The organism is Posidoniimonas polymericola (assembly GCF_007859935.1).
Classification (GTDB): domain Bacteria; phylum Planctomycetota; class Planctomycetia; order Pirellulales; family Lacipirellulaceae; genus Posidoniimonas; species Posidoniimonas polymericola.
In genome coordinates, this window is record NZ_SJPO01000008.1 from 299,077 (window position 1) to 313,008 (window position 13,932).

General features: G+C 67.2%; 12 protein-coding genes. 8 read left to right on the forward strand and 4 right to left on the reverse strand.

The genetic code is table 11. The features are described 5' to 3' along the window. Window positions 1-95 precede the first annotated feature (95 nt). The 8 genes from Pla123a_RS17200 (at window position 96) to Pla123a_RS17235 (ending at window position 8,745) form a co-directional block, all read left to right on the forward strand. Entirely contained in the window at window positions 96-731 is a 636-nt protein-coding gene (locus Pla123a_RS17200) for a 50S ribosomal protein L25 (protein ID WP_146589216.1), read from the forward strand. A gap of 81 nt (window positions 732-812) precedes the next feature. Continuing rightward, window positions 813-1,370: an aminoacyl-tRNA hydrolase gene (pth, locus tag Pla123a_RS17205; protein WP_146589218.1), complete on the forward strand. Its 558-nt coding sequence runs from the start codon at window positions 813-815 to the stop codon at window positions 1,368-1,370. A 136-nt stretch (window positions 1,371-1,506) separates the two neighbouring features. After that, window positions 1,507-1,896, forward strand: a complete 390-nt coding sequence (gene rpsF / locus Pla123a_RS17210) for a 30S ribosomal protein S6 (protein WP_146589220.1) — start codon at window positions 1,507-1,509, stop codon at window positions 1,894-1,896. A 114-nt stretch (window positions 1,897-2,010) separates the two neighbouring features. Beyond that, window positions 2,011-2,454 (forward strand): single-stranded DNA-binding protein, encoded by a 444-nt coding sequence (locus Pla123a_RS17215; protein ID WP_146589221.1) that lies wholly within the window; start codon window positions 2,011-2,013, stop codon window positions 2,452-2,454. Window positions 2,455-2,604: 150 nt separating this feature from the next. Next, on the forward strand, window positions 2,605-3,135 hold the full coding sequence (rplI, locus tag Pla123a_RS17220) for a 50S ribosomal protein L9 (RefSeq protein WP_146589223.1): 531 nt from the start codon (window positions 2,605-2,607) through the stop codon (window positions 3,133-3,135). Window positions 3,136-3,344: 209 nt separating this feature from the next. Further along, entirely contained in the window at window positions 3,345-4,799 is a 1,455-nt protein-coding gene (gene dnaB / locus Pla123a_RS17225) for a replicative DNA helicase (RefSeq protein WP_146589225.1), read from the forward strand. A gap of 120 nt (window positions 4,800-4,919) precedes the next feature. Beyond that, window positions 4,920-7,238: an MMPL family transporter gene (locus Pla123a_RS17230; RefSeq protein ID WP_146589227.1), complete on the forward strand. Its 2,319-nt coding sequence runs from the start codon at window positions 4,920-4,922 to the stop codon at window positions 7,236-7,238. Between the two features lie 94 nt (window positions 7,239-7,332). Continuing rightward, complete coding sequence (locus Pla123a_RS17235; protein ID WP_197528067.1) at window positions 7,333-8,745, forward strand: Gfo/Idh/MocA family protein; 1,413 nt, start codon at window positions 7,333-7,335, stop codon at window positions 8,743-8,745. A 572-nt stretch (window positions 8,746-9,317) separates the two neighbouring features. On the opposite strand, the gene rsgA is transcribed toward Pla123a_RS17235, so the two are convergent. The 4 genes from rsgA to Pla123a_RS17255 form a co-directional block, all read right to left on the reverse strand. After that, on the reverse strand, window positions 9,318-10,376 hold the full coding sequence (gene rsgA / locus Pla123a_RS17240) for a ribosome small subunit-dependent GTPase A (protein ID WP_146589229.1): 1,059 nt from the start codon (window positions 10,374-10,376) through the stop codon (window positions 9,318-9,320). 294 nt (window positions 10,377-10,670) lie between these two features. Then, window positions 10,671-11,216 (reverse strand): hypothetical protein, encoded by a 546-nt coding sequence (locus tag Pla123a_RS17245; RefSeq protein ID WP_146589231.1) that lies wholly within the window; start codon window positions 11,214-11,216, stop codon window positions 10,671-10,673. A gap of 267 nt (window positions 11,217-11,483) precedes the next feature. After that, a complete protein-coding gene (locus Pla123a_RS17250; protein WP_146589233.1) occupies window positions 11,484-12,632 on the reverse strand; it encodes a Gfo/Idh/MocA family protein in 1,149 nt (382 codons plus the stop codon). Between the two features lie 253 nt (window positions 12,633-12,885). Further along, on the reverse strand, window positions 12,886-13,809 hold the full coding sequence (locus Pla123a_RS17255; protein WP_146589235.1) for a hypothetical protein: 924 nt from the start codon (window positions 13,807-13,809) through the stop codon (window positions 12,886-12,888). Between the last annotated feature and the right edge of the window lie 123 nt (window positions 13,810-13,932).

Genomic DNA, 13,932 nt, shown 5'->3' on the forward strand with positions numbered 1-13,932 from the left:
CCGAAAAGCGTCAACACCACCGGAGCCGTCACGCGGGACCGTTGTCCTAGCGGGCGTGAGGCCGGTTTCTTTTATTGACTCGGAGTCACATCGTCATGTCGGACATCCTGAAGGCAGAGCCGCGCGACAAGGTCGGCAAACTACACAACCGTCGCTTGCGGGCGACCGGCAAGATCCCAGCCGTGCTGTACGGCCACGGCGAGGGCTCGGTTAGCCTGACGCTTGCCAAGGAGCAGCTGCGGACCGTGCTGCGGCACGGCGGCAAGCTGGTTGAGCTGCAGGGCGCCGCCAGCGGCCAGGCCCTGCTGCAGGACCTGCAGTGGGACGCCTTCGGCAAACGGCTGCTGCACGTCGACCTGCTCCGCGTGCAGGCGGGCGACCGCGTCACGGTTGAGATCCCGGTCGAGCTCAAGGGCGAAGCCCCGGGCGAGAACGAGGGCGGGGTGCTCGAATTCATTCACCACACCGTCAGCATCGAGGTTTCGCCTTCGCAGATCCCCGAGAAGCTGCACATCGACGCTTCGGGGCTGCACCTGGGCGAAAGCCTGCACGCCGACAAAATCATCGACCTGCCGAAGGACGCCAAGGTGCTGCTGGACGAGCAGGAAGTGATCGTCCACTGCGTACCGCCGGCCGGCGAGCCGGCTGACGATGAAGAGGGCGCCGTGGGCGGCGGCTCGGAGCCCGAGGTAATCGGGAAGAAGGAAGAGGACGAAGAGTCGGATTCGTAACGCCCGTTGGTCGGTCTGGGCCGGGAACGGTTTGGACCGGAGGCCGGAGGGCCTGCCTCTGGCGGCGGGAACGTCGAAGCCATGAAGTTGATTGTTGGGCTGGGTAATCCTGGCAAGAAGTACGGCAAAACGCGGCACAATGTCGGGTTCGAGGCGCTGGATCTGCTCTTCGAGCGGTGGTCCGGCGAGGTCCCTCGGGCCAAGTTCGACAGCCGGGTCGCGGAGTGCCGGATTGGGAGCGAGAAATCGCTGCTGATATGGCCGCAAACCTACATGAACCGCAGCGGATTTGCCGTGCAGCAGGCGGTTGCCTTCTACAAGGCGCCTCTGGAAAACGTGCTGATCATCTGCGACGATTTCAATCTGCCTCTGGGCCGCTTGCGGTACCGGGCGGGCGGCTCCTCCGGGGGCCAAAACGGGCTGAAGGATATTATCCGGGCGGTTGGCTCCGAAGAGGCGCCGCGGCTCCGGATAGGCGTCGGCCCGGTGCCGGAGCGTTGGGACGCGGCCGACTTCGTGCTGGGGCGTTTCACCGCCGAGGAGGCGGACGAGGCTCAGGCGGCGGTAGGTCGGGCAGCCGACTCGGTCGCCCTGTGGGCCCAGAGCGGGATCGCCGACGCGATGAATCAATACAACTAGCTGACCGGGCGGCAGGCCAAGTGCGGCAGGCCAGGGCGGCGACTAAACGCGAGTGACGCACCCCAACGGGTAGCGTGGAACGAATTTCAAGCGGCGCTCCGGCGCCGCATTAACGGGTGATTTCGGAGGTGGCGGCATGGCCGGCAACGTCTACGAAGGGTTGTTTATCTTTGACGCCAACAAGTTTGCGCGCGACCAGTCGGCTGCCTCGGCCAGCGTCGAGCAGCACATCAGCGAGCTCGGCGGCGACGTGCTGGTGAGCCGCTTGTGGGAAGAACGCCGCTTGGCCTACCCGATCAACGGGCAGCGCAAGGGCGCCTACTGGCTGATGTACTTCAAGCTCCCCGGAACCGAGGTTGGGGCGCTCAACCGCTTGTGCGATCTCAACGACCAGGTGCTGCGTCAGCTGGTCCTGAAGATCCACCCGCGTCTGGTTGAGCCGATCCTGGCCCACGCCACCGCGTCGCCCGAGGAGGAAGAGGAGTCCGCCGAGGAGTCCGGCGAGCCCGCCGCCACCGGCGCCTAGGCGTATTGGCAGGACCGGCTTCGCCTCGCTTGCTTCGTCGCGGGCTTTAGGCTAGCCTGACTGGCGTACTGGACGCTTGTTCAGTAGGCCCTCGCCACTCCAAGGATCAGCATAATGGCCAGCTACAACCGAGTTATCCTCGTCGGCAACCTGACCCGCGACCCTGAGTTGCGGTACATCCCGAGCGGCACCGCGGTCGCTGAGATCGGGCTGGCGGTCAACGACCGCGTCAAGAAGGGCGACCAGTGGGTCGATGAAACCACCTTCGTCGACGTGACGCTTTGGTCGCGGACCGCGGAGGTCGCCAACGAGTACCTGAGCAAGGGCGCCCCGGTGCTGATCGAAGGGCGGCTGAAGCTCGACACCTGGGAAAAAGACGGTCAGAAGCGTTCCAAGTTGAAGGTGATCGCCGACAAGATGCAGATGCTCGGCGGCCGCACCGGCGGTGGCTCTGGCGGCGGGGGCCCGCGTGGCGGATCCGACGCCTACAGCCAACCCGCCCCGGCGTCGTCGTCCGCGGGCGCCAACATCCCGCCCGAAGACGACATCCCGTTCTGATCGCAGCACACACAGAGTTTCAATACTCAGAGTTCGATTCCTGCCGGCAGGCGGTCCCACGTGGCCGCGGCCCGGTGACAAATCAACCGCCGGCCCTGCCGGCCGACCGGTTCCATCAGTCCAGCGGCCCTTTTTCAAGCGAATCGTTCCATGCCGACCAAGCAGAAGAAGATCAAGCGTAAGTCCAGCAACAACAAGCGCCTGCCGAAGGGCCCGCACGGCGGGTACCAGGTTCTGCTGATCCAGTCGGTCGAGCACCTTGGTTCGCAGGGCGAGGTGGTTGAGGTGAAGCCGGGCTACGCACTCAACTACCTGGTGCCGCAGGGCCTCGCGACGGTCGCCTCGGACCACCACCAGCGGATGGTCGAGAAGCACAAGGCCAAGCTGCAGCAGCTCGCCCTGCAGCGTCAGGCCGACCTCCGCAGCCGCGCCGCAGAGATCAGCAAGCAGAGCGTCACGATCGAGGCCCAGGCCACCGAAGAGGGGCACCTCTACGGCAGCGTCGGCGCCGCCGAGATCGTCGCCGCGCTCAAGAAGAGCGGCGTCACCCTGGCCGCCGACCAGGTCCGCCTGGAGGGCGTGCTCAAGGAGCTCGGCCTGTACACCGTCAAGTTCCGCCTGTCGGCCGACGTCGAGGGCGAGCTGAAGGTCTGGGTCGTCCCGGCTGTCGGCGCCGAGTAGGCAGCCGACTGCTGGCCACGCCAGCCTCCCATCTGCAAAACGCTTATTCGAATCGCCGCGCAGCTCCACCCTGGGGCTGCGCGGCGAATCGCTATGCCCGTCCCCACCCAGCTTTCGGGGGGGGCGGCGGGTTGTCTCTCATCGCGCTGTTGTTGGGGCCCACGTGCGGGCGGCGGCGCAGCTAGTTTCTGGTTGACGGAGCAACAGCCATGGCGTCAGGGAGAGAAAACGGCCGCAACGGCAAGGGACGCGGCGCCCGCGACTCGCAGTCGAACGGGCTCGCCCAGGACTTCTTGGGCCGCACCCCGCCGCAGAGTCCCGAGGCGGAACGCGCCGTGCTGGGCAGCCTGCTGCTGCTCCCCGAGGTCTTCGACGACGTGGCCCTCTTGGTGTCGGCCGAGGACTTCAGTGGCGACGCCAACGCGCGGCTGTACCGCCACATCCAGAACATGCACTCCGAGGGCGTGTCGATCGACGTCGTGCTGCTGGTGCAGCGTCTGAAGGACGCCGGCGAGTACGAATCGATCGGCGGCGGCGCCTACCTGGCCGAGATCGGCGAGGCGGTGCCGACCGCCGCGCACGCCGAGTACTACGCCAAGATCGTCCGGGAGAAGTCGATCCTCCGCTCGCTGATCCACGCGGGCGCCGACATCCTGACCGACGCCTTCGACGCCGGCATGGACCCCCGCAGCGTGCTGAGCCGCGCGGAGGAACGGGTCTTCAGCATCCTCGAGGAGAAGGGGCAGGGTCAGGTCAACTCCATCCGCGACGTGCTGCAGGCGTCGCTCGCGCGGATGAACGACCGCATGCAGGAAGGCCACGACGCGGGCGGCGTCGAGTCCGGCTTCGACGACTTCGACGAGATGACCGGCGGCATGCACGGCTCGGAATTGATCATCCTCGCCGCCCGACCTTCGATGGGCAAAACAGCGTTGGCGATGAACATCGTTGAGCACGTGGCGGTCGACTGCGGCCAGCCCGTGCTGTTTGTCAGCCTCGAAATGTCGGCGATCGAGCTGGCCGACCGGCTGCTCTGCTCCCGCGCCCGGGTGAGTGGCCACCGCCTGCGGAACGGTCAGATCACGGGTGAGGAGAGCAGCAAGCTGATCCAGGTCGCCGGCGAGATCAGCTCGGCGCCGCTGTTCATCGACGACTCGCCGAGCCGCACGATGACCGAGATCTCGGCCGTGGCGCGGCGGATCAAGCGGCGCGACGGCCTCGGACTGATCGCCATCGACTACCTGCAGTTGATCGACCCGGACCAGCCGAGCGACCCGCGGCAGGAGCAGGTCGCCAAGATCGCCCGCCGCCTGAAGGGCCTGGCGCGCGAGCTCGACGTGCCGGTGCTGTGCCTCGGCCAGCTCAACCGGCAGGTAGAGAACTCTCGTGACAACAAGCCGCAGCTCAGCAACCTGCGTGAGTCCGGCGCCATCGAGCAGGACGCCGACGTCGTCATGTTTGTGCACCGCGAGGAGTACTACCAGACCAACGAGGAAGACCGCGAACGCTGCCGCGGCGAGGCGGAGCTGCTGATCCGCAAGCAGCGTAACGGCCCGGTCGGCGACGTGAAGCTCACCTGGCTGCACGACTACACCCGGTTCGTGAACGCGGCTCCGCAGCGGTACGACGACCTGCCGAGCTACGGCGGGGACGATTCGTTCTAGCGGGGTGCGGCCGGCCGCCGGGCAGGACCGACGACTCGCTCCTTGGCCGCCGGCCTTCCAACGGCTACGCTGCAGGACTAGCCAGTCGGTTTTCCGCCCTCTCGCCCGGCCCGCGTTCGCATGCCCGCCCGAATCCTGCGCCAACTCGCCAATAAGCACTGGGTGATCGTGCTGCTGGCGTGGGTGGCGCTGGCGGTGTCGCTGCGGCTGGTTGCCCCCGACTGGGAGACCGTCGCCCACGAGGGCGACCTCGAGCACCTGCCGCGGACCGCCGCCAGCGTGGCGGCCGACGAGCTCCTGCGGGAAGCGTTCCCCGAGGAGTCGAGCCACAGCGAGGTCGTGCTGCTGTTCGACCGCGACGGCGACCCGCTCACGGTCGCCGACCGCCAGTTCGCGCTCGACGTCGCTCTGCTGCTGGAAGGGGAGGGGGGCGAGCTGCCGATCGTTGGCGTCTGGCACGCCAAACGCCCGCTGGTGAGCCGCATGCTGCTCGCCCCCGGTGGCGCGGCCGAGATGGTGATCCTCCGCCTCAGCAACCCGCTGATGTCGGTCGACAATATCCGGGTGCTCAAGAGCATCGAAGACCAGATCGGCGCCCGCATGGTGAACGCCCCCGTGGGGCTTCGGTTCTCGCTTACGGGCTCGGCCGCCATCGGCGCGGAGACGCTCGCCGCCGCCCGCGAGAGCCTGCAGGCGACCCACCAAGCGACGCTGCTGCTGGTGCTGGCCTGCCTGGTGCTGATCTACCGGGCGCCGCTGTTGGTGCTGGTGCCGCTGGCGACCATCGGCTTGTCGGTGTCGGTGGCGATGAGCCTGATCGTGCTGCTCGCCAACGTCCTCGGGCCGGGCGGCGCGCTGGACGTGGGGCTGAAGGTCTTCACGACCACGCGGGTGTTTGTCATTGTGATCCTGTTTGGCGCGGGGACCGACTACTGCCTGTTCCTGATCGCCCGCTACCGGGAAGAGCTCGGCCGCGGGGTGACGCCCCACCGGGCGCCCGGCATCGCACTGCGCAACGTGAGCGGCGCCCTGGCGGGCAGCGCGCTGACGACGATCCTGGGCCTCGGGGTCATGGCGTTCGCGGAGTACGGCAAGTTCGCCTCGAGCGGGCCGATCATCGCGCTCTGCCTGGCGGTCGCGTTGGCGGCCTGCGTCAGCTTCGCGCCGTCGCTCCTGAGGGCGCTCGGCCCGCGGGTATTCTGGCCCGGCGGCGCGCCGACCGAGGACCCGGTCGACGACACGTGGGGCGTCTGGGCGACCGTGGCCGACACGGTCCTCGCCCGCCCGGCCGCCGTGCTGTTCGTCTGCGTCGCCGTGATGTCGCCGCTGGTGTGGTTCGGCTGGCACGCGCCGACCGAGCACAACCTGCTGGCGAGCCTGCCGCAGCAGAGCCGGTCGCTGGAGGGCGCGAAGCTCGTGGGCCGGTACTTCGGCGATGGCTGGCTCGCGCCCATGAAGCTCGTCGTGCGGTTGCCGGGCGCCGACCTCAGCGTCCCCGACGCACGGTATGACGTCGCTCTGCTGCACAACGCGCTGTACGACCTGCCGGGCGTGCAGGACGTCCGCAGCCCCTACCTGCCGACCGGCGGGGACCCCAAGCAGCAGCGGCGGTTCTCGTTTGCGGCGCTGTACAGCTCCGCGGCGGCCGGCAGCCCGCTGTCGATCAACTCTTTCGTCTCCAGCGCGCGGGGCTACAGCGGCGAGGTGCTGCAGATGTCGCTGATCCTGGCGGGCGACCCGTTTGGCCAGGCGGGTCGCGACATGGTCCCGGCGATCCGGGAGTCGCTGCGGCAAATCAACAACCTCCCCAAGCTGCGCGGCGAGCCCAACCCGTGGCGCGACGCCGAGTTCCGCCTGGCCGGCGCCACGCCCGGCCTGGTCGACCTCGAGCGGGTCGCGGCGACCGATCAGCGGACGATCCAGCTCTACAGCGTGCTCGCCGTCCTGGCGGTGCTGCTCGTGCTGACCCGCCGCCCGCTGGCGTGCCTGTACTTGGTGGCGACCGTCCTGCTGAGCTACTGGGTCACCCTCGGCGCGACCGACCTGTTCTTCGGCTGGCTGTGGGGCCCGACCTACCACGGCCTCGACTGGAAGGCGCCGATCTTCCTGTTCGTGATCCTCGTCGCGGTGGGGCAGGACTACAACATCTACCTCACCACCCGCGTGCTGGAAGAGCAGCGGCGGCTCGGGCCGCGCGAGGGCCTCCGCCGGGCGATCATCCAGACCGGCGGCATCATCACCAGCTGCGGCGTGATCATGGCCGGCACGTTCGTGTCGATGATGGCGGGCAGCCTGCGGGGCATGATCGAGCTCGGCTTCGCGCTCTCGCTCGGCGTCGTGCTCGACACGTTCGTCGTGCGGACGCTGCTGGTGCCGTGCTACTTTTCCCTAGTTTTAAGTTGGCAGGAGCGGGGTTTTCGCGTGAAGGGAAAAGTTTGAACCCGGCGCGCCAATCGTCCATAATCCTACTTCGGTAAGCGGCGCCCCTGGCTCGGCGACGCGGCGGTCACTTCTCTTTTTTTAAGGTCGATTGATGAAGCACACGAACCTGGACCGGCGGGGATTCATAAAGGCGGGCGCCCTCACGGCGGGGGCCGGCGGGCTGCTGTCCGGCGGTCTGCTGCCCGGCGTCGCGAGCGCCGAGGACACCCCCCCCGCGCCCAACGACAAGATCCGCTTCGGCTTCGTCGGCACCGGCGACCGATTCATGGGCATCTTCCGCGGCGCGTGCCAGTTCGGACCGGCCATCGCCCTGGCCGACGTCGACGCCGTGCACCGGGGCCGCGCCTACGAGGCGGTACGCGACCAGAACAACCGCAACGGGCACGGCGGCGACCTGCTGCACTTCGAAGACTACCGCCGCGTGCTCGACCGTGACGACATCGACGCCGTGATGGTTGTCACGCCCGACCACTGGCACTCGAAGATCGTCATCGAGGCCATGCAGTCCGGCAAGGACGTCTACTGCGAGAAGCCCCTCACGCTGACCATCCGCGAGGGCCAGCAGATCCTCGAGACCATCGACAAGACCGGCCGCGTCCTGCAGGTCGGCACCCAGCAGCGGACCGAGATGGGCCAGATGTTTGCCAAGGCCACGGCCCTGGTGCACCACGGCCGGGTCGGCAAGCTGCAGCACCTGACCTGCGCGATCGGCGGCTCGCTCCCCGCACGGCCGATCCCCGTGATCGACGTCCCCGCCCAGCTCAACTGGGAGAGGTGGCAGGGCCAGACCCCGCTGACCGACTTCCGCGCCGACGCGGCGTACGGCTCGGTGCCGTACAACCCCAACGGCCGCGCCCACTACACCTTCCGCTGGTTCTACGAGTACTCCGGCGGCAAGCTGACCGACTGGGGAGCCCACCACGTCGACATCGCGATGTGGGCCGCCCAGAAGAGCGGCGGCCCGGTCGGCCGGATCGAGATCGACCCGCTCGAGGTCAACCACCCCGTGCCGTTCAAGGACGGCTACCCCACCCAGGACGACCGCTTCAACTGCGCCACCAGCTTCAAGGTGCGGTGCACCTTCGAGGACGGCCTGGTGATGGACATCCGCGACCGCGCCGACGATCTTGGTTTCGACAACGGCATCCTGTTCGAGGGCGACAAGCAGCGGCTGTTCGTCAACCGCGGCAAGCTGACCGGCGCCCCGGTCGAGGAGCTCAAGGACAACCCGCTGCCGGACGACTACTTCGAGCAGCTCTACGGCCGCCCGGCGCCCAAGTCGCACATGGGCGACTTTGTCGACAGCATCCGCAGCCGCCGCCAGCCGATCTCCGACGCCGCCTCGCACCACCGGGCGCTGTCGGTCTGCCACGCGACCAACATCGCGATGCGGCTCGGCCGCAAGCTGGTCTACGACACCGACCGCGAGCAGTTCGTCGACGACCCCCAGGCCGACTCGTTCATCGCCCGCGAGCAGCGCGAAGGGTACGAGATCAACGTGTAGCAGTGGTCAGTGGTCAGTGGTCAGTGGTCAGTGGTCAGTGGTCTGTGGTCTGTGGTCTGTGGTCTGTGGTCTGTTGGCTGTTGGCTGTTGGCTGTTGGCTGTTGGCTGTTGGCTGTTGGCTGTTGGCTGTTGGCTGTTGGCTGTTGGCTGTTGGCAGCAATGCCGCGCAGCGGCGAGCACAATCCCTCTCCCCAAAGGGGGGAGAGGCTAGGAGAGGGGGCCAAGAAACAGTGGAGCGTAGCTCCTCCATCTCTTACTCCCCACGCGACTTTTGTCCCCAATTCCGACCCGCAATTATAGGGACAAAAGTCGCCGCCCACCGCACGCCCCGAGGCCCATTTCACCCTGCTATAGCAGCCTCGACGCGATTGGCCCCCATTCTTGAGTTCCGACTTTTGTCCCTTTCTGCACGTCAGCAGGGACAAAAGCCTCCGGTCATCCCAGCCGCCGTTGGCTCCCGGCGTCTACCAACCAGCGCTACTATTGGACCGCGCTCAGTGGCCCGTCGCCACAAGAAAACGGCGGGGCGATCGATTTCTCGAATGCCACCCTAGAACGCTGCACTCGGCGGCTCACGTCTCCTCGCGCCGCCGCCGGTGGTCCTTCAGCACCGACTTGATGTACCGCCCCCGCTGCCGGTCCTGCTCGCGGCGCTCGACCAGCGTCCGTGCGTTGTGCGCCTGCTCAGCCAGCAGCTTCAGGTAGTTGGCGTACCGCCGCTGGTCGAGCTCGCCCGACTCCACCGCGGCGATTACCGCGCAGCCGGCGTCGCCCTCGTGGCGGCAGTTGCGGAACCGGCACCCTTCGGCGATCCGGACGACGTCCTCGAACACGCTCTCGACGCCCGCCACGCAGGCCGGCAGCTGCAGCTCGCGGATGCCTGGGTTGTCGACCAGCACGCCGCCGCCCGGCATGAGGTATAGCGAGCGGGCGGTGGTGGTGTGGCGGCCCTTGGCGTCGTCCTCGCGGATGGCGGCGGTCGCCAGGTCGCCCACGCCGAGCGCCATCGCCAGCGTCGACTTCCCCACGCCCGAAGAGCCGAGCAGCGCGACCGTCTGCCCCGGCCCGCACCAGGTCCGCAGCACATTGGCCTGCTCCGGGTCGCGGGCGTCGAGGGTCTCGACGATGAGGCCGGGGCGGAGCCGCTCGACCTGCCGGCGCAAGTGGGCCGGATCGTTGGCTGGGTCCTCGCACAGGTCGGCCTTGGTCAGCACCACGACCGGCTCGGCGCCCGCCTCGATGGCGAGGGCCAGGTACCGCTCGGTCCGCGACAGGTTGAAGTCCGCGTTGCACGAGCTGACGATGAAGAGGGTGTCGATGTTGGCCGCGATGAGCTGCGGCCGCGCCTGCTCGCCGGCCGCCTTGCGGTAGAGCAGCGTCTGCCGCTCGAGCCGCTGCACCGCCCGGCCGTCGGCGGCGGTGACAATCAGCCAGTCGCCAACCGCGAGTTCCCCGGCCGCCTCAGCGAGCTGCGCTGGTGCCCGCCGATCGCCCGCCTCACCGAGCAGCAGCACCTGACTCCCGTAGTGCGCCGACACCCGCGCCACCACGAGCCCGTCTCCCACATCGGCGGGCAGCTGCCGCTCGAAGCAGGGCTTCCAACCAATCGCAGTAAGTCGCTCGGTGTCCATGACTCTGGGCCCTGTGGGTTCAGGGCCGTAGACACAGGAGCGCGGGAAGAGGTTCGCGGTGATCGACCGATCGAATGCGGGAGGGGTCGCTCAGCCCGATGAGGCAGCCGGTGCCCTTGCCCTGAAGGGGCAATTTACAATAGCCCAGGGCATTGCCTTGGGGCATCGGCACCCGTAACAAACTTAAGCCTCAAGGGCCGCGCTAACGCCTGTAATACGCCCGGTCGGGGCCAATTGTGAAAGAGGTGTTCTGCCCGCCTAGCGGCAGGCGTCCTGGGGTGGCATCACAGGTTACTAACCGCTTCCTGGCTTGGAATCAACCTGCAATATGTGCGTAGCGAAACGGGCACCGATCGGAGGGAGCTCAAGTGGATAGTTCCCATAGCTTTCTGTTCGAACACTCGGGGAGCCGGTTAGGTGGACCAGATGAAGGGAGTTTAGTTCTTCTAGCAGGCTCATCAGCAGATCAGCAGCCATTCCATTGGATTTGGCGTGAATACTCTCGAAGGTAAGGCGAACATTTTCCCGACCGAACCTGCAACTTTCGTGGACTCTTGCAATACTGACAACGCGCCCTAGTGTCTCCACAGCACCGATTGAAAGAGAATCAACGCAGCGAGCGAAATGATCTAACTCCGTGTAGCTCAATTTGTCGTCGTCCCCAGACTTCAACAATATGTTCGCGATCAGTGCCGCCGCTGCTCTTAGCTTGGATTCTTGATGCGTGCGTGCGATTGTCAGGTAGCACGACTTGAACAGCTCGGAGAATTCGTCCTTGTTTACCGCTTCGGGGTCAATCCGTTTTCCCAAATCAGCGACACGTATCCGGAGTAGCTCCATAGCTCTCTCTCTCGAGAACGCTCAGTAGCCGTTGGAATGTAGTCGCCGATCAAGCTTGCGATAGAACCTCCGACTAGCGGAATTCCAGCGATACCGGCCTTGAGAATCGCGAGAGTATGGTCGCCAGAATTCTTTGTCATCAGCTTCCAAGGACTGCGTGGGGGGGCGTTTCGACGTAAGTCATGCGAACCTGGCCTGGTAGCCGGGCCGTGTACATATTGGCAAACGGGAGCGCCGAGGCGGTTCCGGCTCGGACCGCCCGCCAGCCTAGTACGCCACGTCGACCCACTGCTTCTGTTCATTACTCGCCAGCACGGCGTCGCAGATGGCGATCTCGTTGTGGCCGTCGATGAAGGTGGCGAAGTCGCCGCCGGCGCGCTGGCCGGCGATGAAGCCGTAGACGTTGCGGAACAGGTTCTTGCCGGCGTCGGGCCAGGCCTCGCCGTGGCCGCCCGGGTAGTGGGCGTACTCCTGGGCGCCGGGCAGCATCAGGCTGGCGTCCTTCGGCATGATCTGGTTGGGCTCGCCGCGGCGGCCGATCCAGAGCTCGTTGGGGCGTTCCTGGTCCCAGGCGAGGGCGCACTTGGCGCCGTCGATCTCGTAGAACAAGCGGTTCTTGCGGCCCGCGGCGCACTGGTTGACCGTCAGCACGCCGTGCGCGCCAGAGTCGAACTCGACCAGGATGGAGCCGTAGTCCTCGGTGTTGATCGGCACGTCCTCCAGGTCCTCGGGCTTCAGCTCCTGGCCGGAGTACGTGGCGACTTCCTGCTTCGGCTTCTTGCGGGTCGGGTGGAGGGTCTGCAGGTCGGCCATCAGGCGGACGATCTTCAGCCCGGTGACGAACTGCACGATGTCGCACAGGTGCGAGCCGATGTCGGCCACCGCGCGGCTCTTGCCCGACATCTCCGGCACGAGCCGCCAGTTCCAGTCGGTCTCCTCGAGCAGCCAGTCCTGCAGGTAGTTGCCCTGCACGGCCAGCACGCGACCGACCTGGTCGCCGGCGCACATCAACCTGGCCTGCTGCACCAGCGGGTTGTAGCGGTAGTTGAAGTTGATGGCGTTCACGACGCCCGACTCTTTGGCGAGCTTCACCAGCTCGCGCGACTCGGCAGAGTCCATGGCGAGCGGTTTCTCGCTCACCACGTGCTTGCCGGCGGCCATGATGTCCTTGTTGACCTGGAAGTGCAGGTGGTTGGGCGTGCAGTTGTGCACGACCTGCACATCGGGGTCGGCGAGCAGCTCGTGGTAGTCGCCGTACGCCTTGGGGATCGAGAGCTCGTCGGCCTTGGCCTGGGCGAGCTCGGCGCCGCGCTCGGCGACCGCGATCACCTCGACGAAGCCGAGCCGCCGCAGCGCCTCGACGTGCGCGGGGCCAATGAAACCGGTGCCGATTACGCCTGCCTTGATCGTCTTCATAGCTCGAGCCGCTGTCCTCCGGGGGAATGAATTCCCCCGCATTCTAGCGGCTCGGCGATGGCTACGGCTAGCTGCCCGTGGATAGCTCACGCGGGCTTAGAGACTTGGCGGGGTAACACCAGAGAGCGGGTGCCGGGGGCGCTCCGCGCTAGCGGAAGCCCCCGACTGTCCTCGAGGTCCGGTTGGCGCGTCTCGGGGGCTTCCCTACGGGAGCGCCCCCGGCACCCATCAACCGCGGCTCCCCTGCGACGAACTACGAGCCGTCGGCCCGGGTAAGCGTCCAGGCCGTCTGCTGGCCGCCGGCGAGTGTGACCTGCACGGTCCCACTCGGCTGCGTGAGGTCGGCAAGGGTGGTCGTGAACCGCGTCGAGGAGCCGTCGAGCGACCACTCGGCCTGGCCGCTGGAGCTGTCGACGCGGCCGCTGAGGTTCTGGGTCGTGCCGGTGAGCTGGTCGAAGTAGACGCCCCGCAGCGCGCCGTTCTGGGCGACCGACAATTGAACCGACTGGGCGCTGAGGGCGCCGGTCGTGGGGCTCAGCCCGTACACGCCGAGCGGCAGCCACTGGGGCGTGGCGTCCGATGGCGAGCTGAGCGGTGCGTTTTCACTAATGGCGGTCTGGCTGGTCGACTCGTACACGACCGTGGTCGAGGACGATGTGGCCATCGGGTAGGTTCCGTACGCCAGCCAGCCGGTCACGGCCGCGGCCGACGCGACCACCGCCGCGTCGGCGTGGGGGTGGGTGTACTGCCACGCCTGGGGGTGGTCGGCGTACCAGGCGGGCGAGAACGGCTGCGGGCCGTTCTGGAAGTTCTGGGCGGCCGACTGCGCGGCGGCGCCGTACTGGCCGTTGCGTTGCTGCTGGCTATTGCGGTACTGCTGGCCGGCGGCGGCAGGTGGCGTTTGCCCAGAGAGGAACTGCTGGACGTCGGCCGGCGATCTGGCGCCGGTGGGGGCGAACTGGCCGCCGCCGCGCTGGCCGGCCGAGAATTGTCCCGCCGCGGGGGCGCTGAGCCGGCCGCCGGGGGCCGCGAGCGACCCGCCTGCCGGAGCGCCACGAGAGAAGCCGCCGATAGAACGGCCTCCTCCCCCTCGAGGGCCGCGTGCCTCGGCGATCTCCGAGACAGGCAGCAGCCAAACGAATCCGAGCAGGGTCATGGCGCGTAGCGGCGTCAGCATGGGTGCGGTAAGACCTCGTGGTAGGGCCGAGAACCGGCGTGGGAGGAGATCAGGGCAGGTGGCTGGCAGACGGAATTTACGCGACCTACCCAAGCCTACCTCATAAAACGGCCAGCCGCGGCG